We start from the raw sequence: 25,533 nt of genomic DNA on the forward strand, positions 1-25,533 counted from the left end.
TTCGGAGGGTCACTTTGTGGGCACACTCAGCAGTCATGTTGTGCTTGGTCACCGGAGCCACCGGATACATCGGCGGGCGGCTCGCTCCCCGGCTGCTCGACGCCGGGTACGACGTCCGCTGTCTCGCCCGCGGCGCCGGCCGTCTCCGGGACGTGCCGTGGGCCGGTCGGGTAGAGGTCGCCGAGGCCGACCTGTCCGACCCGGCCACCCTGCCGGCCGCGTTCGAGGGCGTCGACGTGGCCTACTTCCTGGTCCACTCGCTCGGGCGCAAGGACTTCGAGCGGCTCGACCGGGAGGCGGCCGGCAACTTCGCGGCGGCGGCGCGGGCGGCGGGCGTACGCCGGATCGTCTATCTCGGCGGCCCGGAGCCGCCGGCACATGAGCGACCCTCCGCTCACCTGCGTTCCCGGGCCGAGGTGGCCCGCATCCTGCTGGACAGCGGGGTGCCGACCGTGGTGCTGCGGGCGCCGGTGATCATCGGCTCCGGGTCGGCGTCCTTCGAGATGCTGCGCCATCTCACCGAACGGCTTCCGGCGATGGTCACGCCCCGGTGGGTGAGCAACCGGATCCAGCCCATCGCGGTACGGGACGTGCTGCGCTACCTGATCGGCGCGGCGGCCCTCCCGCCGGAGGTCAGCCGCGGCTTCGACATCGGCGGCGCCGACGTGCTCACCTACGCCGAGATGATGCAGCGGTACGCCCGGGTGGCCGGGCTCCCCCGCCGGGTCATCCTGCCCACCCGGGTGCTCAGCCCGTGGCTGTCCGCCCACTGGGTCGGCCTGATCACGCCGGTCCCGAACGCCATCGCCCGCCCGCTGGTGGCCAGCCTCGTCCACGAGGCGGTGGCCCGCGAGAACGACCTGGCCGCCCTGCTGCCGGGCCCCGAGCCGATGGGCTTCGACGAGGCGGTGCGCCGGGCCCTCGGCAAGATCCGCGACGCCGATGTGGAGACCCGCTGGTCCAGCGCCGCCGGCCGGGACGCCGCCGCCGAGCCGCTGCCCACCGACCCGGAGTGGTCCGGCGGCACCGTCTACGTCGACGAGCGGTCCCGCCCGGTGGACGCACCACCCGACCGGTTGTGGCGGGTCATCGAGGGCGTCGGCGGCGAGAACGGCTGGTACTCGTTCCCGCTGGCCTGGTCGGTGCGCGGCTGGCTGGACCGGCTGGCCGGCGGCGTCGGGCTGCGGCGCGGCCGGCGCGACCGGCACCGGCTCCGGGTCGGCGAGGCCCTGGACTGGTGGCGGGTCGAGGAGATCGAACCCGGCTCGCTGCTGCGGCTGCGCGCCGAGATGCGGGTGCCGGGGCGGGCCTGGCTGGAGATGCGGGTGTGCCGCGGCGAGGACGGCCGGAGCGTCTACCGGCAGCGGGCCGTCTTCCTGCCGCGCGGGCTGGCCGGGCACCTCTACTGGGCGTCGGTGCTGCCCTTCCACGGCATCGTCTTCAACGGCATGGCCCGCAACATCACCCGGACCGCGGAGACACGCTAGGCCTTTCTAGGCCGCCGCGCGGCTCAGACGATCGCGTACGGCCAGCCAGTCCTCGGTCTGCGGCGGCTCCTGCACCAGGATCGTCGCGACTCCGGCGTCGTCCAGGCGGTGCAGGGCGGCGTACAGGTCGGCGGCGTACTCCCGCGGGTCGGCGGAGAGGACCTCGGTGCCGTCGCTCCCCTCGTACACCAGGGTGGCGATCGGCTCGGCCAGGCCGGACCGGTCCACGTCCCGGACGTCCTTGCACAGGATGGCCCGGGCGCGCGGCGCGTAGTGCCGCCGGCTCATGCCCGGCGAGGGGCGCGCCACGCCGTCCGCGGTCTCCGACTCCGGCAGGGCGATCGTCCCGGAGGCGTCCCGCAGGATCCGCAGGCCGAGAGCGCCCGGCCGGAGCAGTCGTGGCACGTCACCGGTCACGTCCAGGACCGTCGACTCGATGCCCCACGAGCAGGTGCCGCCGTCGAGGACCAGCGGAACGTCGGGCAGGCTGCGGACCACGTGGCCGGCGGTGGTCGGCGAGATGCCCTCGGACCGGTTCGCGCTGGGCGCGGCCAGTGGCAGGCCGGAGGCCCGCAGCAGGTCGAGGGCGACCGGGTGGGCCGGGACCCGGACGGCGACGGTGTCGTCGGACGCGCCGATGCCGGGCAGGTGCGCGGCCCGCCGCACGACCAGGGTCAGCGGGCCGGGCCAGAACCGGGCGGCCAGCTCGTCCGCCCGGTCGGGCCACTCGTCGGTCAGTTCCCGGGCCGCGGCCACGTCGGCGACGTGCACGATCAGCGGGTTCCAGGTGGGACGGTTCTTCAGCCGGTAGATCTCGGCGACCGCCTTCTCGGAGAAGGCGTGGGCGCCGAGCCCGTAGACGGTCTCGGTGGGAAAGGCCACCACCGAGTCGGCGCGCAGGATCTCGACGGCCCGGCGCAGTCCGTCGGCGTCGGGCTGAATCACCGTGCTCATGGGAGGAGCAAGGCGGCGAGCGGCATCGTGGTGTCCTCGATCTCGTCGGCCACCCGCTGGAAGGTCTGGTCGCCACGGCCCCACGGGTCGTCCAGGTCGTCGGCGGCCTGCGGCGCCTCCGGCCCGCGCAGCGTGGAAACCTGCTCGACGATCGCGACACCGCGGGCGTGCACCGCCTCCGGCTTCGCCTCGGCCGGCGGCAGCCCGGCGGCGTTGACCGCGCCGAGCAGGCGACCGAACTCGCCCAGTACGAAGGTGCGCTCGGCCGCCTCGGGACGCAGCGCCACCACGTAGTCGTACTGGTCGGCGGTGGCCGTGAGGATCAGGTCGGCGTCGTCGATGAAGTCGCCGCGCAGCTTGCGGGCCAGGAAGTCCTCGTCGGTGCCGCGGCGGGCACGGACCAGCCGGGCGGCCGGCGGGTTCATCTCCTCGCCCTCGTGCCAGCCGCCGGTGCCGGCGCTCACGCTGCGGATCAGCGTGCCGCCGTCGGCGTCGCCGGCCCGGTCCCGGACCGCCCGGGCCAGCAGGCGCTCCGCCATCGGGGAGCGGCAGATGTTGCCCATGCAGACGTGCAGAACGGTGAACGGAGGCAAATCAGGCCTGCCCATCGATGATGTCCGGAACCACGTCACGAAGCTTCTCGAGCGGGATGGCGCCGGCCCGCAGCACCCGGGGCAGATCGCCGGTGACGTCGACGATCGTGCTCGGCGCCGGGTCGGCGGCCGGGCCGGCCTCCAGGTAGACGCGAACCGTGTACTCCAGCTGGTCGCGGGCCTCCTCGGCGGTCAGCGGCGCGGGCGAGCCGATCTTGTTGCCCGCGGTGACCGCCATCGGGCCGACCTCGCGCAGCACCTCCAGCGCCACCGGGTGCAGCGGCATCCGCACCGCCACCTGGCCGCCGGTGTCGCCGAGATCCCAGGTCAGGCTGGGCGAGTGCTCCACGATGATGGTGAGCGCGCCCGGCCAGAACGCGTCGGCCAGCTCCCGGGCCGCGCGGGGCAGCGAATACACCAGCCCGTCCAGGGTGTGCCGCGAGCCGACCAGCACCGGCGGCGGCACCCGGCGGTCCGAGCCGCGGGCGTGGTGCAGCTGGTTGACGGCGTGCGGGGTGAACGCGTCGGCGCCCACGCCGTAGACCGTGTCGGTGGGGATCACCACGAGCTCGCCACTCTTGGCCGCCTCGACCGCGGCGGCGATGCCACGGTCCCGGTCCGTGACGGTGGAGCAGTCGTAGAGCATCACGGGATGCAGTCTGCCATGCGCCTAGCCGGTCTCCCACCGGCGGCGGGCGGTCGCGTAGCGGGGACGCTCGGTGAGATCGTCGTGCGCGGCCACCTCGACGAAGCGGCCGTCGGCCCGCAGCAGCGCGGGCACCGACTCACCGTGCGCGTCGTCGTGCTCGATCCCGACCGAGCCACCCGGCTTGAGCAGGGCCGCGGCCAGCTCGATGACCGGCCGGATCACGGTCAGGCCGTCGCCGCCGCCGAAGACCGCCTCGGCCGGGTCGTGACCGGCGACCTCCGGCGGGACCGGGGTGCCGTCCGGCACGTACGGCGGGTTGCACAGCAACACGTCCACCGCACCGTGCAGTTCGGACAGCAGTCCCGGGTCGGTGACGTCCCCGGCCACCACCTCGATCACCGGATGGGCGGCGGTGTTGCGGCGCAGCCAGGTCAGCGCGGCCGGTGAGCGTTCCACGGCGATCACCCGGCCGGCCTTCGTCTCGTCGGCGATCGACACCGCGATCGCGCCGCTGCCGCTGCACAGGTCGACCACGACGGCGCCCGGGTCGGTCCGGGCTACCCCCCAGCCGGCCAGCAGCTCGGTCTCCGGGCGCGGTACGAAGACGCCGTCCCCGACCGCCAGCTCCACGTACCGGAACGCGGCCGTGCCGAGCAGGTGCTGCAACGGGATCCGGCCGGCCCGCGCGGCGACCAGCTCCCGGAACCGGTCCACCTCCGCGGCCCGGATCGAGTCGATCAGCAGCAGGCGCCCGCGCGGCACCCCCAGCACGTGCGCGACCAGCAGCTCCGCGTCGACCCGTGGGGAGGAGACCCCGGCCGCGGCGAGGTCGGCGGTGGCCGATGTCAGGACCGGCGCCAGACGGGCCCGATCCGTGCCTTCGCGGGGGTGTTCGTGTCGCGGTGTCACGGCATAATCATGGGACGTCGCGCACGCGGGGTAGCGGGCGACCCGCCGAGGCCGTGGGAGGCGCCTGGTGAGTTGGTTGGACCAGCTCGCGGAACACGTCGAGGACCTGCGCCGCGCAGGACACCTGCAACAGAACGGGCAGTCCGCGCAGGCGCTGCCGATCCTCGACGCCGTGCTCTCCTCCGCCTCCGACCCGACCACCCGGGCGTACGCGCTGGTCCAGCGTTTCGGCGCGCTGATCAACCTGGGCCGGGTGGCCGAGCTGGCGGTCGCGATGGCCGCCGCCGCCGAGGCGGTCCGCGAGGTGCCCGACCCCTATCTGCGCGGCCAGATGCACGCCTTCGCGGCCCTCGGCGCCCACCTGCAGAGCAACCTGGACCGCGGCGTCACCCACCTGGTGCAGGCGTCGCGGGCGCTGGCCGCCGTCCCGGAACGCGACTCGGAAACCGCGTGGGGCTGGCACGATCTCGCCATGGCGTACTCGTACCTGGGTTTCCACGGCCAGGCGCTGATCGCCATCGAGCAGGCCCGGGAGGTCGGCGCGGCGGCCGGCCTGGCCTCCGAGGTGTTCGCGGCGCCCGGCATCCGGCTGCGCAACGCCGTGGCGCTGGACCATCAGGGCGACACCGACGGCTGCCTGCGGGTGCTGCGCGACATCGACGCCGAGCTGTCCCGTTACGTCGCCACCGACCAGCTGCGCCCGGGCAGCCGGGCGGTCTACGGCTACGCGCTGGCCCGCCGCGCCGCCCTGGGCGAGCCGACCGGCGCCGACGCCGCCCGCTGGCTGACCGGCGGCGGCGACAGCGTCCGGACCCGGGACCTGCGGCATCTCGGCGCGGTCTGCCTGACCATCGCGGGCGGCCGGCCGGAGCGGGCGCTGTCGATGCTCCAGGCGGTGCCGGTCTCGGCCGAGGTGCTGGGCGCGCCCGAGCCGGCCCGGCTGCGCAGCATCTGCCACGCCAGCGCCGGCGACCACGCCGCCGCGCACGCCGCCGACCGGTACGCGTTCCGTCTCGCCGCCCTGCGCATCGACCAGCTCCGCGACGGCTATCTGGACGGTGTCGCCGCCCGGCTGGACGCCCAGGAGACCCACCGCGACCCCGGCCGGTACGGCGACGAGACCCTCACCGACCCGCTCACCGGGCTGCCCAACCGCCGCCAGCTGGAGCGGTATGTGGACACCCTGCTGTCCCGCGGCGAACGGGCCGCGGTCGGTGTCTGCGACGTGGTCGGGTTCACCTCGGTCAACATGCGGCACGGCCGGCACTGCGGAGACCTGGTCCTTCAGCGGATCGCCGGGGTGCTGCACCGGGTGATGCGCCGCGGCGACTTCGTGGCCCGCTTCGCCGGCGACGAGTTCGTGCTGGTCCTGCCGGGCGCCGGCCCGCACCAGGCGGCCGAGGTGTCCCGCCGGATCGGCGCGGCCGCGACCGCGGAGAACTGGCAGGCCCTGGTCCCGGGCACACCGATCGGGCTGGCCTCGGGCTGGTCCGAGATCGGCTCCCACGGCCGTGGCCTGAGCGCCGCGCTGGCGGCCGCCGCGGCGAGCCGAAAGCCGACGTGACCGTGATCGAGCTGGGCGACGTCAGCAGGATTCCGGCCGAGCCGCCGGACCCGGAGCCGGCGCCCGAGTTCCAGCGGGGCACCGTCCGCCGTCTCGTGCTGATCGGCCTCTCCCTGCTCTGCGCCGTGCTGCTGAGCGCCTCGGTGCCGCCCGGCCCGGCCGGGTTCCGCCGGCTGTGGTCGGTCCCGTTCGGCCAGGCGGACACCATGGCGATCCGCGGCGATCTCGCCTTCGTGCACCGCGCCCGCCCGGGCGGCGCCGAGCTCACGGCGTACGACCTGGCGACCGGTGAGGTCCGCTGGGTCCGGGTGACCGGCGGCCAGGTGAGCTGGCTGAGCGGCGGGCAGAACGAGGAGGTGCTGCTCATCCCCGGGAACGAGCAGACCGTCGAGGTCCAGTACGACGACGGCAGCCGGGGAGTGGAGATCTACGGCGGCACGGTCACGGCCCTCGACCCGGCGACCGGCACGCCGCTGTGGAAGCACGCCGGTTTCCAGGAGTGGGCCGACACCCGCGGCACGGTCCTGCTGTACGAGTACGACCGAGACGGCCTGGCCGCGGTCCGGGTGGTCCGGGCCCGGGACGGCGAACTCCTCTGGGAGCGCCGCCTGGAGAACGCACAGTCCGCGATGCTCCAGGTCGACGGGTCGGCCCCGGCGCACGTGGTGCTGATCTCGGCGGACGGCGGGACGACCGTGCTGCGCTACGCCGACGGCGGCACCGTGGTGGGCCGCCGCCTGCCGTGGACGCCGCTGCGGCCGTCCACCGGCCGGGGCAGCTCGCTCTTCACGGCGACCGGTCTGGTCCTGGTCACCGAGAACCTGGCAGAGCATCACGCCAAGGTCACCGCGTACCGGGTGGGCACCCTGGAGAGGCTGTGGGAGCGGGAGAGCGACGAGAACCCGTACGTGCAGGACTGCGGCCCGGTGCTCTGCCTCGTCGCCGGCACCGACATCATCGCCCTCGACCCGGCCACCGGCACCGAGCGCTGGCGCCGGCCCGGCCAGGTGAACGTCGGCTCCCTGCCCGGTGACCGCATGCTGATCAGCGACGCCGGTGACAACGCCCAGCAGACGGTCCTGCGCTCGGCGGACGGCCGGGTGCTCGGCTCCGGCGGCCGCGGCACCGTGGTCCACTACAACAGGGAGGACGGCAGCATGCTGCTGTCCCGGGCGCTGCCGCCGGACTACAACCAGGCCGTGCTGCGCCGGCTCGACCTGGTCACCGGCCGATCCGCGGTGCTCGGCATCATCCCGATCAGCCGGGACGGCTTCTGTGACGGCGACGGCCGCTACATCGGCTGCCGCGACGGGAACGACATCACGTTCACTGCCGTCGGCTGAGCTCCGGGTCCCCGGCCAGGCGGGCCGCCCGGTCGGAGGCGGCCAGCGCTTCCAGCACGCCGTCCAGCTCACCGCCGAGGACCAGGTCCAGGTTGTACGCCGTGTAGCCGATCCGGTGGTCGGTGATCCGGTTCTGCGGGAAGTTGTAGGTGCGCACCCGCTCGGAGCGGTCGACCGTACGGACCTGGGCCTTCCGGGCGTCACCGGCCGCGGCGTCGGCCGCCTCCTGGGCCTGTGCCAGCAGCCGGGACCGCAGGATGCGCATCGCCGACTCCTTGTTCTGGAGCTGGCTCTTCTCGTTCTGGCAGCTCACCACGGTCCCGGTGGGCAGGTGCGTGATCCGGACGGCGGAGTCGGTGGTGTTGACCGACTGCCCACCCGGGCCGGACGACCGGTAGACGTCGATCCGCAGGTCACCGGCCTGGATGTCGATGTCGACCTCTTCGGCCTCGGGCAGCACCAGCACGCCGGCCGCCGAGGTGTGGATGCGGCCCTGCGACTCGGTGACCGGGACGCGCTGCACCCGGTGCACGCCGCCCTCCCACTTCATCCGGGACCAGACCCCGTGGCCGCCCTCCGGCACGCCCCGGGTCTTCACCGCGACCGAGATGTCCTTCACACCGCCGAGGTCCGACTCCTGTGAGTCGATCACCTCGACCACCCAGCCGCGGCGTTCCGCGTACCGGGTGTACATGCGCAGCAGATCGCCGGCGAACAGCGCCGACTCCTGGCCGCCCTCGCCCGCCTTGATCTCGATGATCACGTCCTTGGCGTCGCTCGGGTCGCGCGGGATCAGCATCTCGCCGAGCTTCTCCTCCAGCGCGGGCAGCGTGGCGGCGACCGCCTCGACCTCGGAGGCGAACCCCGGGTCCTCGGCGGCCAGCTCCTTCGCGGCGGCCAGGTCGGCGCGTGCGGCCTCCAGCTCCTGGTGCGCGGCGTTCAGTGGGGCCAGCTCGGCGAACCGGCGGCCGACCCGCCGGACCAGCGCCTGGTCGGAGTGGATCGAGGGGTCCTCCATCCGCCGCTCCAGGTCCGCGTACTCGGCGAGAAGCGTGCTCAAACGGTCGTTGCTCATCGAATCTCTCCAAGTCGTCAGAAGAAGCGGACCACACGCGAACGGCGCCCGCCCCGGAAACCGGGACGGGCGCCGTTGACGCGGTTACTTCTTCTTCGCGGCAGTGACCTTGGCGTACTTGGCCTGGAACTTCGCGACCCGGCCCGCGGTGTCGAGGACGCGCTGCTTGCCGGTGTAGAACGGGTGGCAGGCGCTGCAGGTCTCGACGCGGATCTCCGCGCCCTTCGCGGTGCTGCGGGTGGTGAAGGTGCTGCCGCAGGAGCAGACGACCTCGGTGGTCGTGTACTCGGGGTGGATGCCGCTCTTCATGTCTTCTCGGTCCCTCTCGATGATCGGGTCGCCGGGTCGCCCCACTGGTGTGGCAAGGCGTGAACCGGAACCCCTACTGGCCGATGTACCAGTCTGCCATGCCTCCCGTACCGGCCGGAAATCAGGAGGCGCAAGCGGATTCATGCTGGTTAACGTGTGCGTCCCTCCGTTCATTCCAGCCCCCGGGAAGGCACCCCATGACGCTGCTCCACGACGTCCTCGATCCGGTCGAACTGACCGAGGCGATCGGAAACGGACTGATCCGGACGCAGCGCCATCCCAGCCTGCCGTTCGTGATCTACAACTACACCGAGGCCTGCCAGTACAGCGGCGCCTGGACGCCGATCACGCTGGCCTGCCGTGGACTGGTGGTGGACGCCGGCGGCCGGATCGTGGCCCGGCCGTTCCGCAAGTTCTTCAACCACGACCAGGCGCAGGCTCCGGCGCTCGATCCGGGCGCCCGGGTCACGGTGACGGACAAGGCCGACGGCAGCCTCGGTGTGATCTATCACGACGGCTCCGGCTACGCCGTCGCCACGCGTGGGTCCTTCGCGTCGGATCAGGCACTGCACGCCACAGACCTTCTGCGTACGCGGTACGCGTCCTTCGTACCCCCGATGGGTTTGACCGTGCTCGTGGAGATCGTCTACCCGGGCAACCGGATCGTCGTGGACTATCAGGGCCTCGACGACCTGGTGCTTCTCGGGGCGGTCGACATCGCCACCGGCCGCAGCTTCGGCCCGGAGGCGGTGCCTGGCTGGCCGGGCCCGGTGGTCGAGACGTTCGGTTACGCGACGCTGACCGAGGCGCTGGCCGCTCCGCCGCGCGACGGCCGCGAGGGCCTGGTCGTGCACTTCACGGACGCCGACCAGCGGGTGAAGATCAAGTACGCGGACTACGTCCGGCTGCACCGTCTGGTCACCGGGCTCACCCCGCGCAGTGTGTGGGAGCTCCTGGTCACCGGCGGCGACCTGGACGCCATGCTGGAGCCGCTGCCGGACGAGTTCCACGTGTGGGCGCGGGGCGTCGTGACGGAACTCACCGCGGAGGTCGAGGCACGGGCGGCCGCGGTCGAGGCCACCTACGACGAGATCGTCGCCGGGCTGCCGGACGGCTGGGGCCGTAAAGAGTTCGCGATCGAGGCGATGCGCAGTGGGCACCGCGCCGAACTGTTCCTCCGGCTGGACGGCAAGGATTACCGTCCCGGCCTGTGGCAGCGGGTCCGGCCGGCCGGTTGAGGGATATGGGATGACACGACTTCTGATCACGCGCGGCCTGCCGGCCTCCGGCAAGACGACGTTCGCGCACAAGCTCCAGCCCGGCGTGGTCCGGGTGAACCGCGACGACCTGCGCCGCATGCTGCACGGCGGCCGGCTCTACACGCAGGTGGCCGAGGGCCAGGTCACGCACGCCCAGCGGGCCGCCGTGGAGGCACTGCTGCGGGCCCGGGCCAGCGTGATCGTCGACGACACGAACCTGCGTGCCAAGACGGTCCGCGAGTGGGCCGAGATGGCGGCGCGGTTCGAGGCGTCGTTCGAGGTGCACGACTTCACCGACGTGCCGGTCGACGAGTGCGTGCGGCGTGACGCCGAGCGCCCCGAGGGCGACCGGGTCGGCGAGGACGCGATCCGCCGCCTGCACGACCGCTATCTGGCCGGGAAGAACCTGCCGCTGCCGGTCCCGTTCGTCGAGCGGGGCGGGCCGGGTGTGGTCTACCGGCCCGATCCGGAGCTGCCCGAGGCGGTGCTGGTCGACATCGACGGGACAGTGGCGCTGATGAACGGCCGCAGCCCGTACGACTGGCGCCGGGTCGGCGAGGACGAGCCCAACCCGGCGGTGATCGCCGCGGTCCGGGCGATGCACGCCGCGGGGCACGCGATCGTCTTCTGCTCCGGGCGGGACGCGGTGTGCCGCCCGGAGACCGAGGCCTGGCTGGACCTGTACGTCGGGGTCCCGTACGAGGCGTTGTTCATGCGTGCCGAGGGCGACAGCCGGAAGGACTCGATCGTCAAGCGGGAGATCTTCGACCGTGAGGTCAGGGAGCGCTGGCGGATCGTCGGAGTGTTCGACGACCGTCAACAGGTGGTACGCATGTGGCGGCAGCTCGGCCTGACCGTGTTCCAGGTGGCGGAGGGAGATTTCTAGGGTGAAATACCCGCGGACGTTCCATCTGCCCGGCTCACCGGGAGCGACCGCCGACGACCGGATTCAGCATGATCTGTCCTGGTTGGATGGCGAGCTCGTGGTGACCGAGAAGATGGACGGCGGGAACCTCACCTTCACCCGGGACACCATGTTCGCCCGCTCGCTCGACTCCGGCACCCACCCGTGGGACCGTCCGGCGAAGGCGCTGTGGGCCATGACGGCGTACCGGATACCCGACGAGTGGCGCGTCTGCGGTGAGTCCATGTGGGCCCGCCGCAGCGTCGCCTACACCGATCTGCCCGGTGTCTTCCTGGTCTTCGGGATCTGGGACGAGACGGACACGCTGCTCGGCTGGGACGACACCGTCGATTGGGCCCGTCGCCTGGAGCTGCCCGTCGTCCCGGTCCTCTACCGGGGCGGCAGCCTCTCCGAGGCCCGTGCCGCCTGGGCCGCCCAGCGCACCGAGGACGACTCGGAGGGCTTCGTGGTCCGCGCCACCGGCCGCATCCCAGCGTCCGAATTCGATCACAAGGTCCTGAAGTGGGTCCGTCCCGGCCACGTCCGTACGCCCGCCTCCTGGCGTCACCGCGACGACTTCCCGGTCAACGAGTTCGCCTGAGACTCATCCCCGGTAGGGGCACCGCGAGCCGTGGCGGGCCAGGTCGGCGGCCTCGTCGTCCAGGTAGAAGGCTGGCCGCTCGTCGAACTCGTCGTAGTAGCGGTGGAAGACCGGGGTGATGCCGCCGGAGATGGGCGGGACGATCCAGCTCCAGTCGGCGGGGACACGGCGCCCGGCCTTCTCCTCGTTGCGCAGGTGGGTGATGAAGCGCTGCGACTCGGTGTGGTGGTCGCTGATCTTGACGCCGGCGCGCTCGAAACTGTGCAGGACGGCCCGGTTCAGCTCGACCAGCGCCCGGTCCCGCCACAGCGTGGACTCCCGGCTGGTGTCCAGGCCCATCCGTGCGGCGACCACCGGCAGCAGGTTGTAGCGGTCGGCGTCGGCGAGGTTCCGGGCGCCGATCTCCGAGCCCATGTACCAGCCGTTGAACGGGGCGAGCGGATAGTGCACGCCGCCGACCGTGAGCCGCATGTTGGAGATCGCCGGTACGGCGTGCCAGCGCAGCCCCAGCTCGGCGAACCACGGATGGTCGGGGTGGCTGAGCGGCACCTCCCGGATGGCGCGCTCGGGCAGCTCGTAGAGGCGCACCCCGTCGCCGGGCGTCTCGATCACCAGCGGCAGCACGTCGAACGCCTCGTCCTTGCCCTGCCAGCCGTAGCCGCGGACGGCCTCGGTGAACTCGATCATCCGCGGGTCGCCGACCGTGCCGCCGGCCTCGGTCCGGTACCCGGCGTAGCGGATGAGCTGCTCGTTCCAGATCCGGGCGTGCTGCTGGCCAGGCTGGGCGGGGGCGAAGACGCTGATCACCGGGCGAATCTGCCCGCTGCCGGCGGCCTGGAGGTGCTGCACCAGCAGCGAGTAGATCTCGTCGGCGGTACGGGCGCGCCGGCGGTCCAGCACCAGGAGGCTGCGCCAGTAGAGCCGCCCGATGCACCGGCTGGCGTTGCGCCAGGCCATCTTCGCGCCGTGGGCCAGCTCGTCCGTGGTGTGCACGTAGCTCCCGGTCGCGGCGATCTGCGCGCGGACGATGGCGAGTCGCGGCTCGACCGGTCCGAGGCGGGGGTTCTCGGTGTAGCAGCGCCGCAGGAAGTCCTCGGCCTCGCCGGGATCCACGGGTGAGCTCGGGTCCCAGGGTTCCGCCGGTTGGTCCCGGTAACCGGGCACGATCATCGAGCTCCTCCGGATTGTCGAGGGATGGGGATACCGGAGGTTCGCACGACCCCGTAGCGGGCGAATCAGACAAGGTGTGCGACAAAAGCGGAGCGGCCCACCCGATTGGGTGGGCCGCATCACATTTGCTCTGTTATTCGCCAGGCGTCGACTTGGCGATCTGCATCAGGAACTCGATGTTGGTCCGGGTCTGCTTGAGCCGGTCCATCAGGAGGTCCAGAGCCGCGCCGGACTCCAGCGAACTGAGCACCTTGCGGAGCTTGTGGATGATCGCCAGCTCCTCCTTGCCCAGCAGGATCTCTTCCTTACGGGTGCTGGAGGCGGAGACGTCCACGGCCGGGAAGACCCGCTTGTCGGCGATCTTCCGGTCCAGCTTGAGCTCGGCGTTACCGGTGCCCTTGAACTCCTCGAAGATGACCGTGTCCATCATCGACCCGGTCTCCACCAGCGCGGTGGCGAGAATGGTCAGCGAACCGCCGTTCTCGATGTTGCGCGCCGCGCCGAGGAACCGCTTCGGCGGGTAGAGCGCGGTCGAGTCGATACCACCCGACATGATCCGGCCGGAAGCCGGAGCGGCCAGGTTGTACGACCGGCCGAGCCGGGTCACCGAGTCGAGCAGCACGACCACGTCGTGGCCCAGCTCGACCAGCCGCTTGGCCCGCTCGATGGCGAGCTCGGCGACCGTGGTGTGGTCCTGCGGCGGACGGTCGAACGTGGCCGCGATGACCTCGCCCTTCACCGTGCGCTGCATGTCGGTGACCTCTTCGGGCCGCTCGTCCACGAGCACGACCATCAGGTGGCACTCGGGGTTGTTGCGGGTGATCGCGTTGGCCAGCGCCTGCAGGACCATCGTCTTACCGGCCTTCGGCGGGGAGACGATGAGCGCGCGCTGACCCTTACCGATCGGCATCACCAGGTCGATGATGCGGGTGGTGAGGATGTGCGGCTCGGTCTCCAGCCGCAGGCGCTCCTGCGGGTAGAGCGGGGTGAGCTTGTAGAACTCGGGACGGCGGCGGGCCTCGTCCGGCTCCATCCCGTTGATGGTGTCGAGCCGGACCAGCGGGTTGTACTTGTCCCGCCGCTGCCCGTCGTTGCCACCCTCACGCGGGGCGGAGCGCACCGCACCGGTGACCGCGTCACCGCGGCGCAGACCGTACTTCTTGACCTGCGACATCGAGACGTAGACGTCGTTCGGCCCGGAGAGGTAGCCGGTGGTGCGGACGAACGCGTAGTTGTCCAGCACGTCCAGGATGCCGGCCACCGGGACGAGCACCTCGTCCTCGGCCACGTGCGGCTCCCGGCCCTCCCGCTGGCCGCGGTCGTCACGCTGGCCGCGGTCGTCACGCTGGTCGCCGTCACGGTCCCGGCCCCGGCGGCGGTCCCGGAAGCGGCTGCGCCGGCTCCGGCGGCCACCCTCGTCGTCGCTGTCGTCGTCGTGACCCTGGTCACCACGACCCTGGTCACCACGACCCTGGTCACCACGACCCTGGTCACCACGGCTCTCGGCACGCTGACCACGGTCGTTGCCGCGGTCCTCGCGCTGCTGGTTGTCACGCTGGCCGTCACGCTGGCCACGCTGCCGGTCCCGGCTGCGCTCACCGCGTTCCGGCCGGTCGCCGCGCTCGGGACGCTCGGTGGTCTCGACCGCGGGCGCGGGGGCCTCGGCCGGGGCCGGAGCGGCCTCCACGGCCGCCGCCTCCGGCTCGCGCGGGGCGGTTTCCCGGGGCTCCCGGGAAGCACGCTCACGGCGGCTCCGGGCCGGGCGCTCGGCCGGAGCCGACTCAGCGGGTGCGGCTGCGGTTTTGGGCGCCTCGACCGGGGCGGCCTGGGCCGGGGCCGGCTGCGCGGGGGCGGCGGCAGCCTCGGCGCTGTTGGTGCGCGGGCGCGGGGCCGGCTCGGCCGCGGGCGATCCGCCGCTCTGGCGCTCGGTGATCGCGGCGATCAGCTCGCCCTTGCGCATCCGGGCGGTGCCGGAGATGCCGAGGGAGGCGGCGAGGCTCTGCAACTCGGGCAGCAGCATCGCGGACAGCCCGGTGCCGCCCCGGCGGCGCTTCGTAGCGGTCGCGGTGGTGCCGGCGCCGTCAGCGACGTCAGAAACACCCGACGTCACGTCGGTGGTGTCGCTCAATGGATTCCTTCCGTCGGAAAAAGCCCGAGTTCACCCGGAACTGCAGCCTGGGCCGGGTGCCCTCGGAACCCGCTTCGCAACAGCGGCGCGGGAGTTAGTGCAGCACGGCAGCTCGACCGGTATCCCTGCCCGTCAGGCTTGACGGGTAGGTCTCGGCGAGTGCAGCGATCCATGGATGCTGCCCGGCGTTTGCCTTGATGAGAGTTGAGAAAGGCCGTAGGCCAGAAACCTCGGGGGTGCGCCGAACCGCAGAGATCGCTTGCTTCGCGGCTGTGCTAGGTCTTGAGCGTAGTCAACTCGTGCGACCTGCGGCAACAGGACCCCGCTCGGCGTGTTCCACCATACCCCCTTTCACACGAGCACCGGCGTCATCCACGCCCAGCACTTCGCTGTGCCAGTGCGCACCCGGCACGAAATCGGCCGGGACCTCGGTCAACGCGAGCACGGTCGGGCCCGCTCCGCTGACCACGGCGGCCACCCCGGCCGCCCGGAGGGCCGCCACCAGGGACGCCGATCCCGGCATCCCCGGAGCGCGGTAGTCCTGATGCAGCCGGTCCTCGGTGGCCGGGAACAGCAGGGACGGATCCATGGTGAGCGCGTGCGTCAGCAGGGCGGCCCGCCCCGCGTTGAACGCCGCGTCGTGGTGCGGGACCTCCGGCGGCAGCGCGGCGCGCGCGGACGCCGTGTACCCCAGCTCGGAGGGGATGAAAACGGTGGGGCGCACACCGGCGGCCGGGGTCAGCGAGACGGCACGGGCGCCGTCCGGCTCGGTCCACGCGACGGTGAAGCCGCCGAGCAGGCAGGGCGCCACGTTGTCCGGGTGGCCCTCGAGCCGGGCCGCGATCCGCAGCGCGGCCGCGTCGTCGATCAGCTCGAGACCGCCTCTGATCAGGCCGCGGGCCAGCTGCACGCCGCCCACGATGGCCGCCGAGGAGCTGCCCATGCCACGGGCCTGCGGGATCCGGTTGACGCACTCGACGGCGACGCCCGGCGGCCGCTCGCCGGCCTCGTCGAAGGTCGCCAGCATGGCCCGCACCACCAGGTGGTCGGGGCCGGTCGGCAACTCGCCCGCGCCCTCGCCGTACACCGTGACCGTGTAGGAGTCGCCGGTCACCCGGGCGGTCAGGTCGTCGTACAGCGTCAGCGCCAGGCCCAGGGCGTCGAAGCCGGGGCCGAGGTTGGCGCTGGTCGCCGGCGTGCTGACGGAGACCGGTTCGGTGACGAAGGACAAACCCATCGCCACATGCTAGGGGCTGATCATTCCGGGGTTGGCTCCCCGGTCCCGGTAATCCCGAATGTCGGCTCGGTGGAGGGGCGGAGCCGCCGGGTGGCCAGCCACCATCCGATCGCATAGGTCAGGGTGATCGACGCGCACCCCGCGATGATCCACCGCTGGTCGACCCGGTCGATGACGGCGCCCGCGGCCAGCTGGCTCACCGCGATGGCGACCGTCGCCAGCATCATGTCGGTGGCGAAGACGCGGCCGCGCAACTTGTCGGGCACCTCGCCCTGGAGCGCGAAGTTGGACAGCACCCAGTTGCTGCCGCCGGCGAAGTGCGCCACGAAGACCAGGGCCAGCGTGAGCGGGAACCACGGCGCGAACGCGACACCCAGGTAGCCGACGCCGTACAGGCCCATGGACAGGGCCAGGCCGGGCAGCAGCCAGGACGGGCGGGTCAGCACCGGGCGCATCACCAGCGGCCCGATCAGGGCGCCCAGGCCGCGCAGCGCGAACAGCAGGCCGACGCCCAGCGCCCCGGCCCCGTGCGCCGCCGCGATCAGCGGGAACACGGTCAGCACCCCGTTGCCGAGGCCGACCGCCGACTTCACCGTCACGAGAGCCCGCAGGCGGGGGCGCAGGGCGATGTGCCGCAGCGACTCGAGCAGGGCGGTCATGGCCCGGGCCGGCTCGCCGTCGCCGCTGCGCGGCGCCTGCATCGGACGCCGGATCAGGGCGGTCAGCAGGCTTCCGGTGAGCAGGCAGACGGCGGTCACGGCAAAGCAGGCGTACGGGCTGAAGACGCTGCTCACCACGCCACCGAGGGACGCGCCAACCACGGTCATGGTGCCCCACGCGGAGCCGGCGACGGTGTTCGCGGCCGGCAGGTCGGCGGGGTCCACCAGGTTGGGCAGGGCGGCCGACGCGGCCGGCGAGTAGAACGCCTTCGACACCGCGATGGCCCCGACCGCCACCAGGGCGAGCGGGGCGGTCGCCGCGGAGCGCACCGCGAACAGCAGCAGCACCGACACGAAGGCCGCGGCGTTCGAGACGATCAGGATCCGGCGGCGGTCCACCCGGTCGGCGACCGTGCCGGTGAAGGGCAGCAGCAGCGCGAGGATGCCGGTGTCCACGGCCAGCACCAGAGCGCCCAGCTGGCCACCGCCGGTCAGCTCCGGCAGCAGCACGAGCAGCGGCACCATGACGAACCAGTCCGCCCCGAAGACCACCAGCTCAGCGGCGAACAACCGGCGGAAGTCCCGGTTACGGGTAAGGACCGAGAAGTCTGCTGGCACGTACCGAAGTGTAGATACGCCGATGCCCGGCCGCGGTGGGCCGGGCATCGGTTCGGATCTCGCCTACTCGGCCGGGTTCGCCGGCTTCCGCGGCATCTTCAGCACCTCGAACTGGTCGGTCAGGCCGCGCAGCGCGGACTTCCCACCGGTCTCCGGGACCTCGTGCGCACCGCCGCTGGAGTCCGGCGCCACACCGGCCGGCACCAGGTCGTCGACGGGCTTGTCGGCGGCGTGCTTCGGCTCACCGGCGGCCTGTCCCTTGATCAGCCGCTTCGCCTGCCGCTTGGCCCGGCTCTTCTCCTTCCGGTTCTCCACCATGGTGTAGAGGGTCGGCACCAGGATCAGGGTCAGCAGGGTCGAGCTGACCAGGCCGCCGATCACCACGATGGCCAGCGGCTGGGAGATGAATCCGCCCTCGCCGGTGAGGCCCAGCGCCATCGGGATGAGCGCGAAGATGGTGGCGATCGCGGTCATCAGGATCGGCCGCAGCCGGTGCCGGCCACCCTCGATCACCGCCTCCTGCACGCCGTACCCGGCGGCCCGGTAGTGGTTGATCAGGTCCATCAGCACGATGGCGTTGGTCACCACGATGCCGACCAGCATGAGCACACCGATCAGGGCCGGCACGCCGAGCGCGGTGCCGGTGATCAGCAGCAGGATGATCGCGCCGGTCGCCGCGAACGGGATGGACACCAGCAGGATCACCGGCTGGATCAGGCTGCGGAAGGTGGCCACCATGATCACGAAGACGATCGCGATGGCGGCGAGCACGGCCAGGCCGAGCTGCCCGAACGCCTCCTGCTGGTCGGCGCTGACGCCACCGACGGCCCACTCGGCGCCGGCCGGCAGGTCGAGCTCCTCCAGGGCGGCGGTCAGGTCCTGGTTGATCTCGGTGAGGTTGTCGCCGGTGACCGTGCCGGTCACGGTGACGGTACGGCTGCCGTCCACCCGGTTGATCTCGACCGCGCCGTCCACCTGCTTGACGTCGGCGACCTGGTCCAGCGGGACCACGCCGCGCGGGGTGGTGAGCGGAACGGCGCGCAGTGCGGCCGTGTCGGTGGGCGCCGTGCCGAACGAGATCACCACGTCCTGGGTGGTGCCGTCGACGTTGATCTGACCGGCCGGGGCGGACTGGAACAGCGCCGCCACGTTCTGGGCGATCTGCGCCTCGGTGAGGCCCACCTGCGCGGCGGCCTTGCGGTCCACCACCACGTCGAGACGCGGCACGCTCTCGGCGAGCGAGGTGTCGATGTCGGCGACCCCGGCCACCCCGGCCATCGCGGTACGGACCTGCTCGGTGGCCGTGGTGAGGACCTCGTTGTCGGGGGCGGTCACCGAGACGGACAGCTGGCTGCTGCCGAGGCCGGAGCTCTCCTGACCGATCTTGATCTCACCGGCGCCGGACAGCGCGTCGAACTTCCTGTCCAGCTCGTCGGAGATCTCCGCGGCGTCCGCGTCCTCCTCCAGCGCCACGTTGTAGCTGGCGGTGCCGGCGCCGCCGCCACCCGCGAACGGGTTGGCCGAGCTGCCGCCGACGGTCACCTGGTACGTCTTGACGCCGTTCTGGTCGGCGAGGATCGCCTCGACCTGCTTGGCCGCCTCGTCGGTGGCCGCCAGGCTGGTGCCGGCCGGCATCTCCTGGCTGATCGTGATGCTGTCCTGCCCCGACTCGTCGAGGAAGTTGGTCTCCAGCCGGGTGCTCAGGGCGAACGTGCCGATCAGCACCGCGATGCCGATGAGCACCGTGGTCCAGCGCTTCGTGGTGGCGAACCGGATCACCGGCAGGTAGCCGCGCTGGAGCGGGCTGCGCAGCTCCTTCTCCTCGGCGGCCTTGCGGATCGCCTCGGTGTCGGCGCCGGCCGGCGGCGGCTTGAGGAACCAGTACGCCAGCACCGGCACGATCGTCAGCGACACCACGAGGGAGGCCAGCAGGGCCACCGTCACGGTGATCGCGAAGGACGAGAAGATCTGCCCGACCAGGCCGCCCACCAGGGCGATCGGCGCGAACACGGCGACCGTGGTGAGGGTCGAGGCGACCACCGCGCCGGCCACCTCACGAACCGCCGTGAGGATGGCGTGGACCTTCTCCTCGCCGTACTCGAGATGGCGTTTGATGTTCTCCAGGACGACGATCGAGTCGTCCACCACCCGGCCGATCGCGATGGTCAGCGCGCCCAGGGTGAGCAGGTTGAGGGTGTAGTCGCCGACCCAGAGCGCGATCAGCGCGATCAGCACGGACAGCGGGATGGACACCGCGGTCACCAGGGTGGACCGGACGCTCATCAGGAAGATCAGGATGACCACGACCGCCATCAGCAGGCCGAGCAGGCCCTCGGTGGTGAGGCTCTCGATCGAGCGCTCCACATACGGCGCCTGGTCGGTGATGACGGTCAGCGTCGCGCCGGACGCCTTCTCCAGGTCGAGCAGCATGTCCCGGACCTCGTGCGAGATGTCCACCGGGTTGCCGTCCGGCCGTGCGGTGACCGCGATGCCGAGGCTGTTCACCCCGTCGGTCCGGGTGTACGACTCCGCGGGCGGCAGCTTGCTCTCCACGGCGGCCACGTCACCGAGCCGCACCGGCCCGCGCGAACCGGTCAGGTAGACGTCCTTGAGCTGGTCGACGGTGGTGATCGGGGTGCCCACCTGCACGGTCAGCGACTTGTCGCCCTCGACCACGGTGCCGGCCGGGATGGAGACGCCGTTGGCCTGGAGCACCGTGGTGAGCGAGGCGGGGCTGACCCCGGCCGCGCCCATCTTCGCCATGTCCGGAGTGATCACCACTTCCAGGGCGCGGGCGCCGGTGACCTGGGTGTCGCGGACACCCTCGATGCCGTTGAGCTCGGGCACCACGGTCTCGTTGAGCGCGGCGAGCAGCTCGGCCTCGTCCTTGTCACCGGACGAGGCGGCCAGCACGATCGCCGGGATGTCGTCGGTGCCGCCCGCGAAGACGGTCGGGTCGACGTTCTCCGGCAGCTGCTGCTGGATCCGGTTCACCGAGGTGGTGACCTGGTTGACGGCGGACTCGATGTCCGTACCGAACTCGAAGAGCACGACGACGCTGGACACGTTCTCGCGCGAGGTCGAGGTCACGCTGTCGATGCCGTCGATGCCCTTGACCGCGTCCTCGATCGGCTTGGTCACCTGTTCCTCGACCGCTTCCGGCGAGGCTCCGGGCAACACCGCGCTCACGAACGCGGCGGGCAGCTCGATCGAGGGGAAGAGCTGCTGCTTGAGGGACGGGATGGCGTAGAGCCCGAAGCCGCTGATCACGATGGCGATCAGGGCGACGAGACCTCGGTTGGCAAGACTTAACCGTGTCAGTGCTGACATGGGGGCTCCCCCGAGAAAGGTTCGGTCGATACTGATAGTTTGCATGACGCGAACAAATGGTTTTCGCCGGGGTTCCACTGGTACCGTCCGAGGTCGGATGGACCCGTACCGGCCATCAGCACGTCACAAGAGGAGCACGCGGTGGGCGAGAAGGAACAGCTCATCGCGGACATCATGGGCGCGCAGATCCGGATGGAGCACCTGTTCGCCGGAGACCGGTCGGATCCTCTCTTCTCCTCGCACCTGACCATGTCGCAGCTGAAGATCATGCTGCTGCTGGCCCGGCGCGGCACGATCGCCGGCGGCGAGCTGGCCCGGCTGGTCGGCGTGGGAGCGGCCGCGCTCAGCGGCATGATCGACCGGCTGGTCGTGCAGGAGCTGGTCACGCGCACGGAGGACGTGCACGATCGGCGGGTTCGCCGGATCGGGCTGACCAAGGCGGGCACCGAGCTCATCGACGGCATCATCACGGCGGGCGCGGCGAAACAGCGCGAGCTCCTCAGCCGTCTCTCAGCCGAGGAGCTCGCGATCGTCGCTCAAGCGATGGAACTGCTGCTCCGGGAGGCGGCCGCGTGCCCGCCCCCGGAGCCCGAGGACTAGGCCAGGTCCAGCGCCTTCGCCGCGATCAGCGCGTCGTTCGCGATGACGGTCGGCGACGGGGCGGTGGAGATCGCCCACTCCGGGTCCTTCAGGCCGTGCCCGGTCACCGTGCAGACCACCCGGGAACCGGCCGGGATCTTCCCGGCCTCCGCCTGCTGGAGCAGACCGGCCACGCTGGCCGCGCTGCCCAGCTCGACGAAGACACCCACCTCGCGGGCCAGCAGGCGGTACGCGTTCAGGATGTCCCGGTCGGTGACCGCCGAGATCAGGCCGCCCGAGGCGTCCCGCGCGTCCAGCGCCTTGGTCCAGCTGGCCGGGTTCCCGATCCGGATCGCGGTGGCGATCGTCGACGGATTCTCGACCACCTTGCCGTTCACGATCGGCGCGGCGCCCGAGGCCTGGAAGCCGTACATCTTCGGCAGCCGGGTGCTGTTCCCGGCCGCCCGGTCCTCCTGATAGCCCATCCAGTAAGCGGAGATGTTGCCGGCGTTGCCGACCGGCAGGCAGTGGATGTCCGGCGCGTCACCGAGCGCCTCGACGATCTCGAAGGCGGCCGTCTTCTGGCCGTGCAGCCGGAAGATGTTCACCGAGTTGACCAGCGCGACCGGGTAGTCCTGGGACAGCTTCGAGGCGAGCGCCAGGCAGTCGTCGAAGTTGCCGTCCACCTGGAGCAGCCGGGCGCCGTGCACGAGCGCCTGGGCCAGCTTGCCCAGCGCGATCTTGCCCTGCGGCACGAGCACCGCGCAGGTGATGCCGGCGCGGGCCGCGTACGCCGCCGCGGAGGCGCTGGTGTTGCCGGTCGAGGCGCAGATGATCGCCTTGGCGCCCTCCTCGACGGCCTTCGACACGGCCATCGTCATGCCCCGGTCCTTGAACGAACCGGTCGGGTTGGCGCCCTCCACCTTGAGGTAGACGTCGGCGCCCGTGCGCTGGGACAGCACCGGCGCCGGCACCAGCGGGGTGTTCCCCTCGTGCAACGAGACCACCGGGGTGGCGTCGGTGACCGGCAGCCGGTCCCGGTACGCCTCGATCAAGCCCCGCCACATGGCCGTACTCCTCACTCGCGTGTCAATCTTCGGGAATTTCCGGCCATTATTCAGGACGGTGGCAGACAGCCTCTACGTTGTTCCCGTCCGGGTCGCGAACGAAGGCGCCGTAGTAGTGCTCGTGGTACTCCGGGTGCAGGCCCGGCTCGTGCAGCACCTCGGCCCCGGCCTCGACCGCGGCCCGGAAGAAGGCGTCGACCGCGGACCGGTCGGCCGCGGCGAAGGCGATGTGGCTCTCGCGGAAACCCTCGCCCTCGTTGAACTCGCCGATCCAGAAATCCGCGTGGTCCGAGCCGTACCCGATCGCGACCTTGAAGTCCATCAGCCGGCTGCCGCCCAGCGGCGCCAGCACGGCGTCGTAGAAGGCGGCGCTGCGCGACAGATCGGCGCATTGGAACCCGACGTGGTCCAGCATCAGCCGGCCCCTCCCTCGACACGCAGCACACTGGCGATCGACCGGACGATGTCCAGCCGGGACAGCGAGTCCACGGTCGCGGCGAGGGCCGCGTCGGGCGCGCTGTGGGTGACGATCACCAGCTTCGCGTCGTCCGCCCGGCCGGACTGGCGGACCGTCGCGATGGACACCTCGTGCTGGGCGAACACCCCGGCCACGCTGGCCAGGACGCCCGGCTTCTCGGCCACGTCCAGGCTGATGTGGTAGCGGGTGAGCGACTCGCCGATCGGGCGGACCGTCAGCTTGGCGTAGTTGCTCTCGCTCGGCGCCCGGGCCCCGGTCAGCCGGTTGCGGGCCGCCGCCACGATGTCGCCGAGCACCGCGCTGGCGGTCGGGCGGCCACCCGCGCCGCGGCCGTAGAACATCAGCGGCCCGGCCGCCTCGGTCTCCACGAACACCGCGTTGAAGGCATCACCGACGCCGGCCAGCGGGTGGCTGAGCGGGATCATCGCCGGGTGCACCCGGACGCTCACCGAATCGGCGCCGCGCTGCGCGATGCAGAGCAGCTTGATGGTGCAGCCCATCTCCTTGGCGCTGGCCATGTCGCCGGCGGTCACCGCGGTCATGCCCTCACGGAACACGTCGGCGGCGGTGACCCGGGTGTGGAACGCCAGCGAGGCGAGGATGGCGGCCTTGGCGGCGGCGTCGAAGCCCTCCACGTCCGCGGTCGGGTCGGCTTCCGCGTACCCCAGCTCGGTGGCCTCCTCGAGGGCCTCGTTGAAGCCCGCGCCGGTGGCGGCCATCGAGGAGAGGATGAAGTTGGTCGTGCCGTTCACGATGCCGGTGACCGCGGTCACGCGGTCGCCGTGCAGCGACTCGCGCAGCGGGCGCAGCAGCGGGATCGCCCCGGCCACCGACGCCTCGTAGTAGAGATCGGCGCCGCCCTCGGCGGCGGCGTCGTGCAGCGCGCCGCCGTCCTCGGCGAGCAGCGCCTTGTTGGCCGTGATGACGCTCTTGCCGGCCCGGAGCGCCTCGACCAGCCAGGTCCGGGCGGGCTCGATGCCGCCGACGACCTCGATGACCACGTCCACGTCGTCGCGCTTGATCAGGCCGAGGGCGTCGGTCGTGAACAGCGACGGGTCGACCGGCAGGTCGCCGCGCTCACGGCCGGGACGCCGCACCGCGATGCCGGCGATTTCCAGAGGGGCGCCGATCCGGGCGGTCAGGTCCTCCTGCTGCTCGTGCAGCAGACGGACGACCTCGGAACCGACGATGCCGCACCCCAGCAGGGCGAGGCGGACCGATTTGGCGGGGCTCATCCAACATCCAATACAAGCAGGTCGTCCTCGGTCTCCCGCCGCACGATGACGCGTGCCGCGCCGTCGCGCACCGCCACCACGGGTGGCCGAGGAACGTGGTTGTAGTTGCTGGCCATACTCCGGCAGTAGGCGCCGGTCCCGGGGACCGCAATAAGATCTCCGGGCTGCACGTCGGCGGGCAGGAATTCATCCTTCACGACGATGTCCCCGGACTCACAATGTTTTCCCACCACTCGGGCCAGCATAGGGGTCCCGGCGCTGCTGCGATTGGCGAGCGTGGCGGAATAGGAGGCGTCGTAAAGGGCGGTCCGGATGTTGTCGCTCATGCCGCCGTCGACACTCACGTAGGTCCGGATGCCATCGACGTCCTTGACCGTCCCCACCTCGTACAACGTGAAGACCGACGGGCCCACGACGGCCCGCCCCGGCTCGATCGACAGGTGCGGCTTGCGCAGCGACGCCAGCTCGCACTCGGACTCGACGATCTTGTTGATCCGCTTCGCCAGGTCTCCAGGGGTCGACGGATCGTCCTGAGTGGTGTAAGCGATACCGAATCCACCGCCGAGGTCCAGCTCCGGCAGCTCCACGCCGCGCGCGTCCCGGATCTGCGCCTGGAGCTCCAGGATCCGCCGGGCGGCCACCTCGAACCCACTGGTGTCGAAGATCTGCGAGCCGATGTGCGAGTGCAGGCCGCGCAGGTCCAGCGCGCCCTCGTCGAGGATCTGCGCGGCGGCCGCGAACGCCGCCCCGCCGGCCAGCGAGAAGCCGAACTTCTGGTCCTCGTGCGCGGTCGCGATGAACTCGTGGGTGTGCGCCTCGACGCCGACGGTCACCCGGATCAGCACGCCGGGCCGCTTGTTCAGCTCGCCGGCCAGGGCGGTCAGGCGGTCGATCTCATGGAACGAGTCGACGATGATCCGGCCCACCCCGGCCTCCAGGGCCCGGCGCAGCTCGCTCTCCGACTTGTTGTTGCCGTGGAAGCCGATCCGCTCGGCCGGGAACCCGGCCGCCAGCGCCACCGCCAGCTCGCCACCGGAGCAGACGTCGAGGAAGAGCCCCTCCTCGTCGATGATCCGGACGACGGCCTTGCAGATGAACGACTTGCCGGCGTAGTAGACGTCGGCCCCGGCGAAGGCGGCCGCGAAGTCCCGGCAGCGGGCCCGCAGATCGTCCTCGTCCAGCAGGTACGCCGGGGTGCCGTAGTCGGCGGCCAGGTCGAGGACGTTCACGCCGCCGATCTCCAGGGACCCGGCCGCGGTACGGTTCACGGTCCGCGGCCACAGCTGCGGCACGAGGGCGTTCACGTCCTCCGGGCTACGCAGCCAGGCCGGCCCGCGGCTGCCGAGGTCACCGTGCAGGGCCCCGGCCTCGTGTGCGCGCATGCT

22 protein-coding genes are annotated in these 25,533 nt (G+C 71.8%); 7 read left to right on the forward strand and 15 right to left on the reverse strand.

Features of this window, described 5'->3' with window-relative positions; translation table 11 throughout:
* Positions 1–35: 35 nt before the first annotated feature.
* Positions 36–1,487 (forward strand): SDR family oxidoreductase, encoded by a 1,452-nt coding sequence (locus BJ964_RS05180; protein ID WP_188119608.1) that lies wholly within the window; start codon positions 36–38, stop codon positions 1,485–1,487.
* A gap of 6 nt (positions 1,488–1,493) precedes the next feature.
* Here BJ964_RS05180 and BJ964_RS05185 read toward each other — a convergent pair whose 3' ends face one another.
* From BJ964_RS05185 to prmC, 4 genes are read right to left on the reverse strand one after another with little or no spacing between them, the layout of a single operon-like run.
* Positions 1,494–2,441, reverse strand: coding sequence for an L-threonylcarbamoyladenylate synthase (locus BJ964_RS05185; RefSeq protein ID WP_188119609.1), 948 nt, complete (start codon positions 2,439–2,441; stop codon positions 1,494–1,496).
* On the reverse strand, positions 2,438–3,034 hold the full coding sequence (locus tag BJ964_RS05190; RefSeq protein ID WP_188119610.1) for an arsenate reductase/protein-tyrosine-phosphatase family protein: 597 nt from the start codon (positions 3,032–3,034) through the stop codon (positions 2,438–2,440). The genes BJ964_RS05185 and BJ964_RS05190 overlap by 4 nt, the downstream gene beginning before the upstream one ends.
* Before the next feature lies 1 nt (position 3,035).
* Complete coding sequence (locus BJ964_RS05195; RefSeq protein WP_188126796.1) at positions 3,036–3,680, reverse strand: L-threonylcarbamoyladenylate synthase; 645 nt, start codon at positions 3,678–3,680, stop codon at positions 3,036–3,038.
* A 24-nt stretch (positions 3,681–3,704) separates the two neighbouring features.
* The gene (gene prmC / locus BJ964_RS05200) at positions 3,705–4,592 is read right to left on the reverse strand and encodes a peptide chain release factor N(5)-glutamine methyltransferase (protein ID WP_188119611.1); all 888 of its coding nucleotides are present in this window, start codon (positions 4,590–4,592) and stop codon (positions 3,705–3,707) included.
* A gap of 67 nt (positions 4,593–4,659) precedes the next feature.
* On the opposite strand from prmC, the gene BJ964_RS05205 reads away from it, so the two are divergent.
* A complete protein-coding gene (locus BJ964_RS05205; RefSeq protein ID WP_188119612.1) occupies positions 4,660–6,156 on the forward strand; it encodes a GGDEF domain-containing protein in 1,497 nt (498 codons plus the stop codon).
* Positions 6,153–7,499, forward strand: a complete 1,347-nt coding sequence (locus tag BJ964_RS05210; RefSeq protein ID WP_188119613.1) for an outer membrane protein assembly factor BamB family protein — start codon at positions 6,153–6,155, stop codon at positions 7,497–7,499. Before BJ964_RS05205 ends, BJ964_RS05210 begins: the two co-directional genes overlap by 4 nt.
* Here BJ964_RS05210 and prfA read toward each other — a convergent pair.
* The gene (gene prfA / locus BJ964_RS05215) at positions 7,483–8,574 is read right to left on the reverse strand and encodes a peptide chain release factor 1 (protein WP_188119614.1); all 1,092 of its coding nucleotides are present in this window, start codon (positions 8,572–8,574) and stop codon (positions 7,483–7,485) included. The two genes, BJ964_RS05210 and prfA, sit on opposite strands and share 17 nt — an antisense overlap.
* 84 nt (positions 8,575–8,658) lie before the next feature.
* The gene (gene rpmE, locus BJ964_RS05220) at positions 8,659–8,883 is read right to left on the reverse strand and encodes a 50S ribosomal protein L31 (protein ID WP_188119615.1); all 225 of its coding nucleotides are present in this window, start codon (positions 8,881–8,883) and stop codon (positions 8,659–8,661) included.
* Between the two features lie 197 nt (positions 8,884–9,080).
* On the opposite strand from rpmE, the gene BJ964_RS05225 reads away from it, so the two are divergent.
* The 3 genes from BJ964_RS05225 to BJ964_RS05235 are packed head-to-tail and all read left to right on the forward strand — an operon-like array spanning position 9,081 to position 11,647.
* Positions 9,081–10,121, forward strand: a complete 1,041-nt coding sequence (locus BJ964_RS05225) for an RNA ligase (protein WP_188119616.1) — start codon at positions 9,081–9,083, stop codon at positions 10,119–10,121.
* Positions 10,122–10,131: 10 nt separating this feature from the next.
* On the forward strand, positions 10,132–11,028 hold the full coding sequence (locus tag BJ964_RS05230; RefSeq protein ID WP_188119617.1) for a phosphatase domain-containing protein: 897 nt from the start codon (positions 10,132–10,134) through the stop codon (positions 11,026–11,028).
* Position 11,029: 1 nt separating this feature from the next.
* Positions 11,030–11,647, forward strand: a complete 618-nt coding sequence (locus tag BJ964_RS05235; protein ID WP_188119618.1) for an RNA ligase family protein — start codon at positions 11,030–11,032, stop codon at positions 11,645–11,647.
* Between the two features lie 3 nt (positions 11,648–11,650).
* On the opposite strand, the gene BJ964_RS05240 is transcribed toward BJ964_RS05235, so the two are convergent.
* The 5 genes from BJ964_RS05240 to BJ964_RS05260 all read right to left on the reverse strand — a co-directional run bounded on the left by BJ964_RS05240 (position 11,651) and on the right by BJ964_RS05260 (position 20,789).
* Entirely contained in the window at positions 11,651–12,817 is a 1,167-nt protein-coding gene (locus BJ964_RS05240; protein WP_188119619.1) for a nitric oxide synthase oxygenase, read from the reverse strand.
* 133 nt (positions 12,818–12,950) lie between these two features.
* Positions 12,951–14,945: a transcription termination factor Rho gene (gene rho, locus BJ964_RS05245; protein WP_188119620.1), complete on the reverse strand. Its 1,995-nt coding sequence runs from the start codon at positions 14,943–14,945 to the stop codon at positions 12,951–12,953.
* Positions 14,946–15,237: 292 nt separating this feature from the next.
* Positions 15,238–16,182 (reverse strand): homoserine kinase, encoded by a 945-nt coding sequence (gene thrB, locus BJ964_RS05250; RefSeq protein ID WP_188119621.1) that lies wholly within the window; start codon positions 16,180–16,182, stop codon positions 15,238–15,240.
* A gap of 20 nt (positions 16,183–16,202) precedes the next feature.
* Entirely contained in the window at positions 16,203–17,459 is a 1,257-nt protein-coding gene (locus BJ964_RS05255; RefSeq protein ID WP_188119622.1) for an MFS transporter, read from the reverse strand.
* A 63-nt stretch (positions 17,460–17,522) separates the two neighbouring features.
* The gene (locus BJ964_RS05260; protein ID WP_188119623.1) at positions 17,523–20,789 is read right to left on the reverse strand and encodes an efflux RND transporter permease subunit; all 3,267 of its coding nucleotides are present in this window, start codon (positions 20,787–20,789) and stop codon (positions 17,523–17,525) included.
* A gap of 141 nt (positions 20,790–20,930) precedes the next feature.
* Here BJ964_RS05260 and BJ964_RS05265 point away from each other — a divergent pair, with 141 nt between their 5' ends.
* Positions 20,931–21,389 (forward strand): MarR family winged helix-turn-helix transcriptional regulator, encoded by a 459-nt coding sequence (locus BJ964_RS05265; RefSeq protein ID WP_229806574.1) that lies wholly within the window; start codon positions 20,931–20,933, stop codon positions 21,387–21,389.
* Here BJ964_RS05265 and thrC read toward each other — a convergent pair.
* From thrC to lysA, 4 genes are read right to left on the reverse strand one after another with little or no spacing between them, the layout of a single operon-like run.
* Complete coding sequence (gene thrC / locus BJ964_RS05270) at positions 21,386–22,435, reverse strand: threonine synthase (protein ID WP_188119624.1); 1,050 nt, start codon at positions 22,433–22,435, stop codon at positions 21,386–21,388. The genes BJ964_RS05265 and thrC overlap by 4 nt on opposite strands.
* A 46-nt stretch (positions 22,436–22,481) precedes the next feature.
* Complete coding sequence (locus tag BJ964_RS05275; protein WP_188119625.1) at positions 22,482–22,850, reverse strand: VOC family protein; 369 nt, start codon at positions 22,848–22,850, stop codon at positions 22,482–22,484.
* The gene (locus tag BJ964_RS05280) at positions 22,850–24,148 is read right to left on the reverse strand and encodes a homoserine dehydrogenase (protein WP_183216833.1); all 1,299 of its coding nucleotides are present in this window, start codon (positions 24,146–24,148) and stop codon (positions 22,850–22,852) included. Before BJ964_RS05280 ends, BJ964_RS05275 begins: the two co-directional genes overlap by 1 nt.
* Entirely contained in the window at positions 24,145–25,530 is a 1,386-nt protein-coding gene (gene lysA / locus BJ964_RS05285; RefSeq protein ID WP_188119626.1) for a diaminopimelate decarboxylase, read from the reverse strand. Before lysA ends, BJ964_RS05280 begins: the two co-directional genes overlap by 4 nt.
* Positions 25,531–25,533 lie beyond the last annotated feature (3 nt).

The sequence above is a fragment of the Actinoplanes lobatus genome, from assembly GCF_014205215.1.
Taxonomy (GTDB): Bacteria; Actinomycetota; Actinomycetes; order Mycobacteriales; family Micromonosporaceae; genus Actinoplanes; species Actinoplanes lobatus.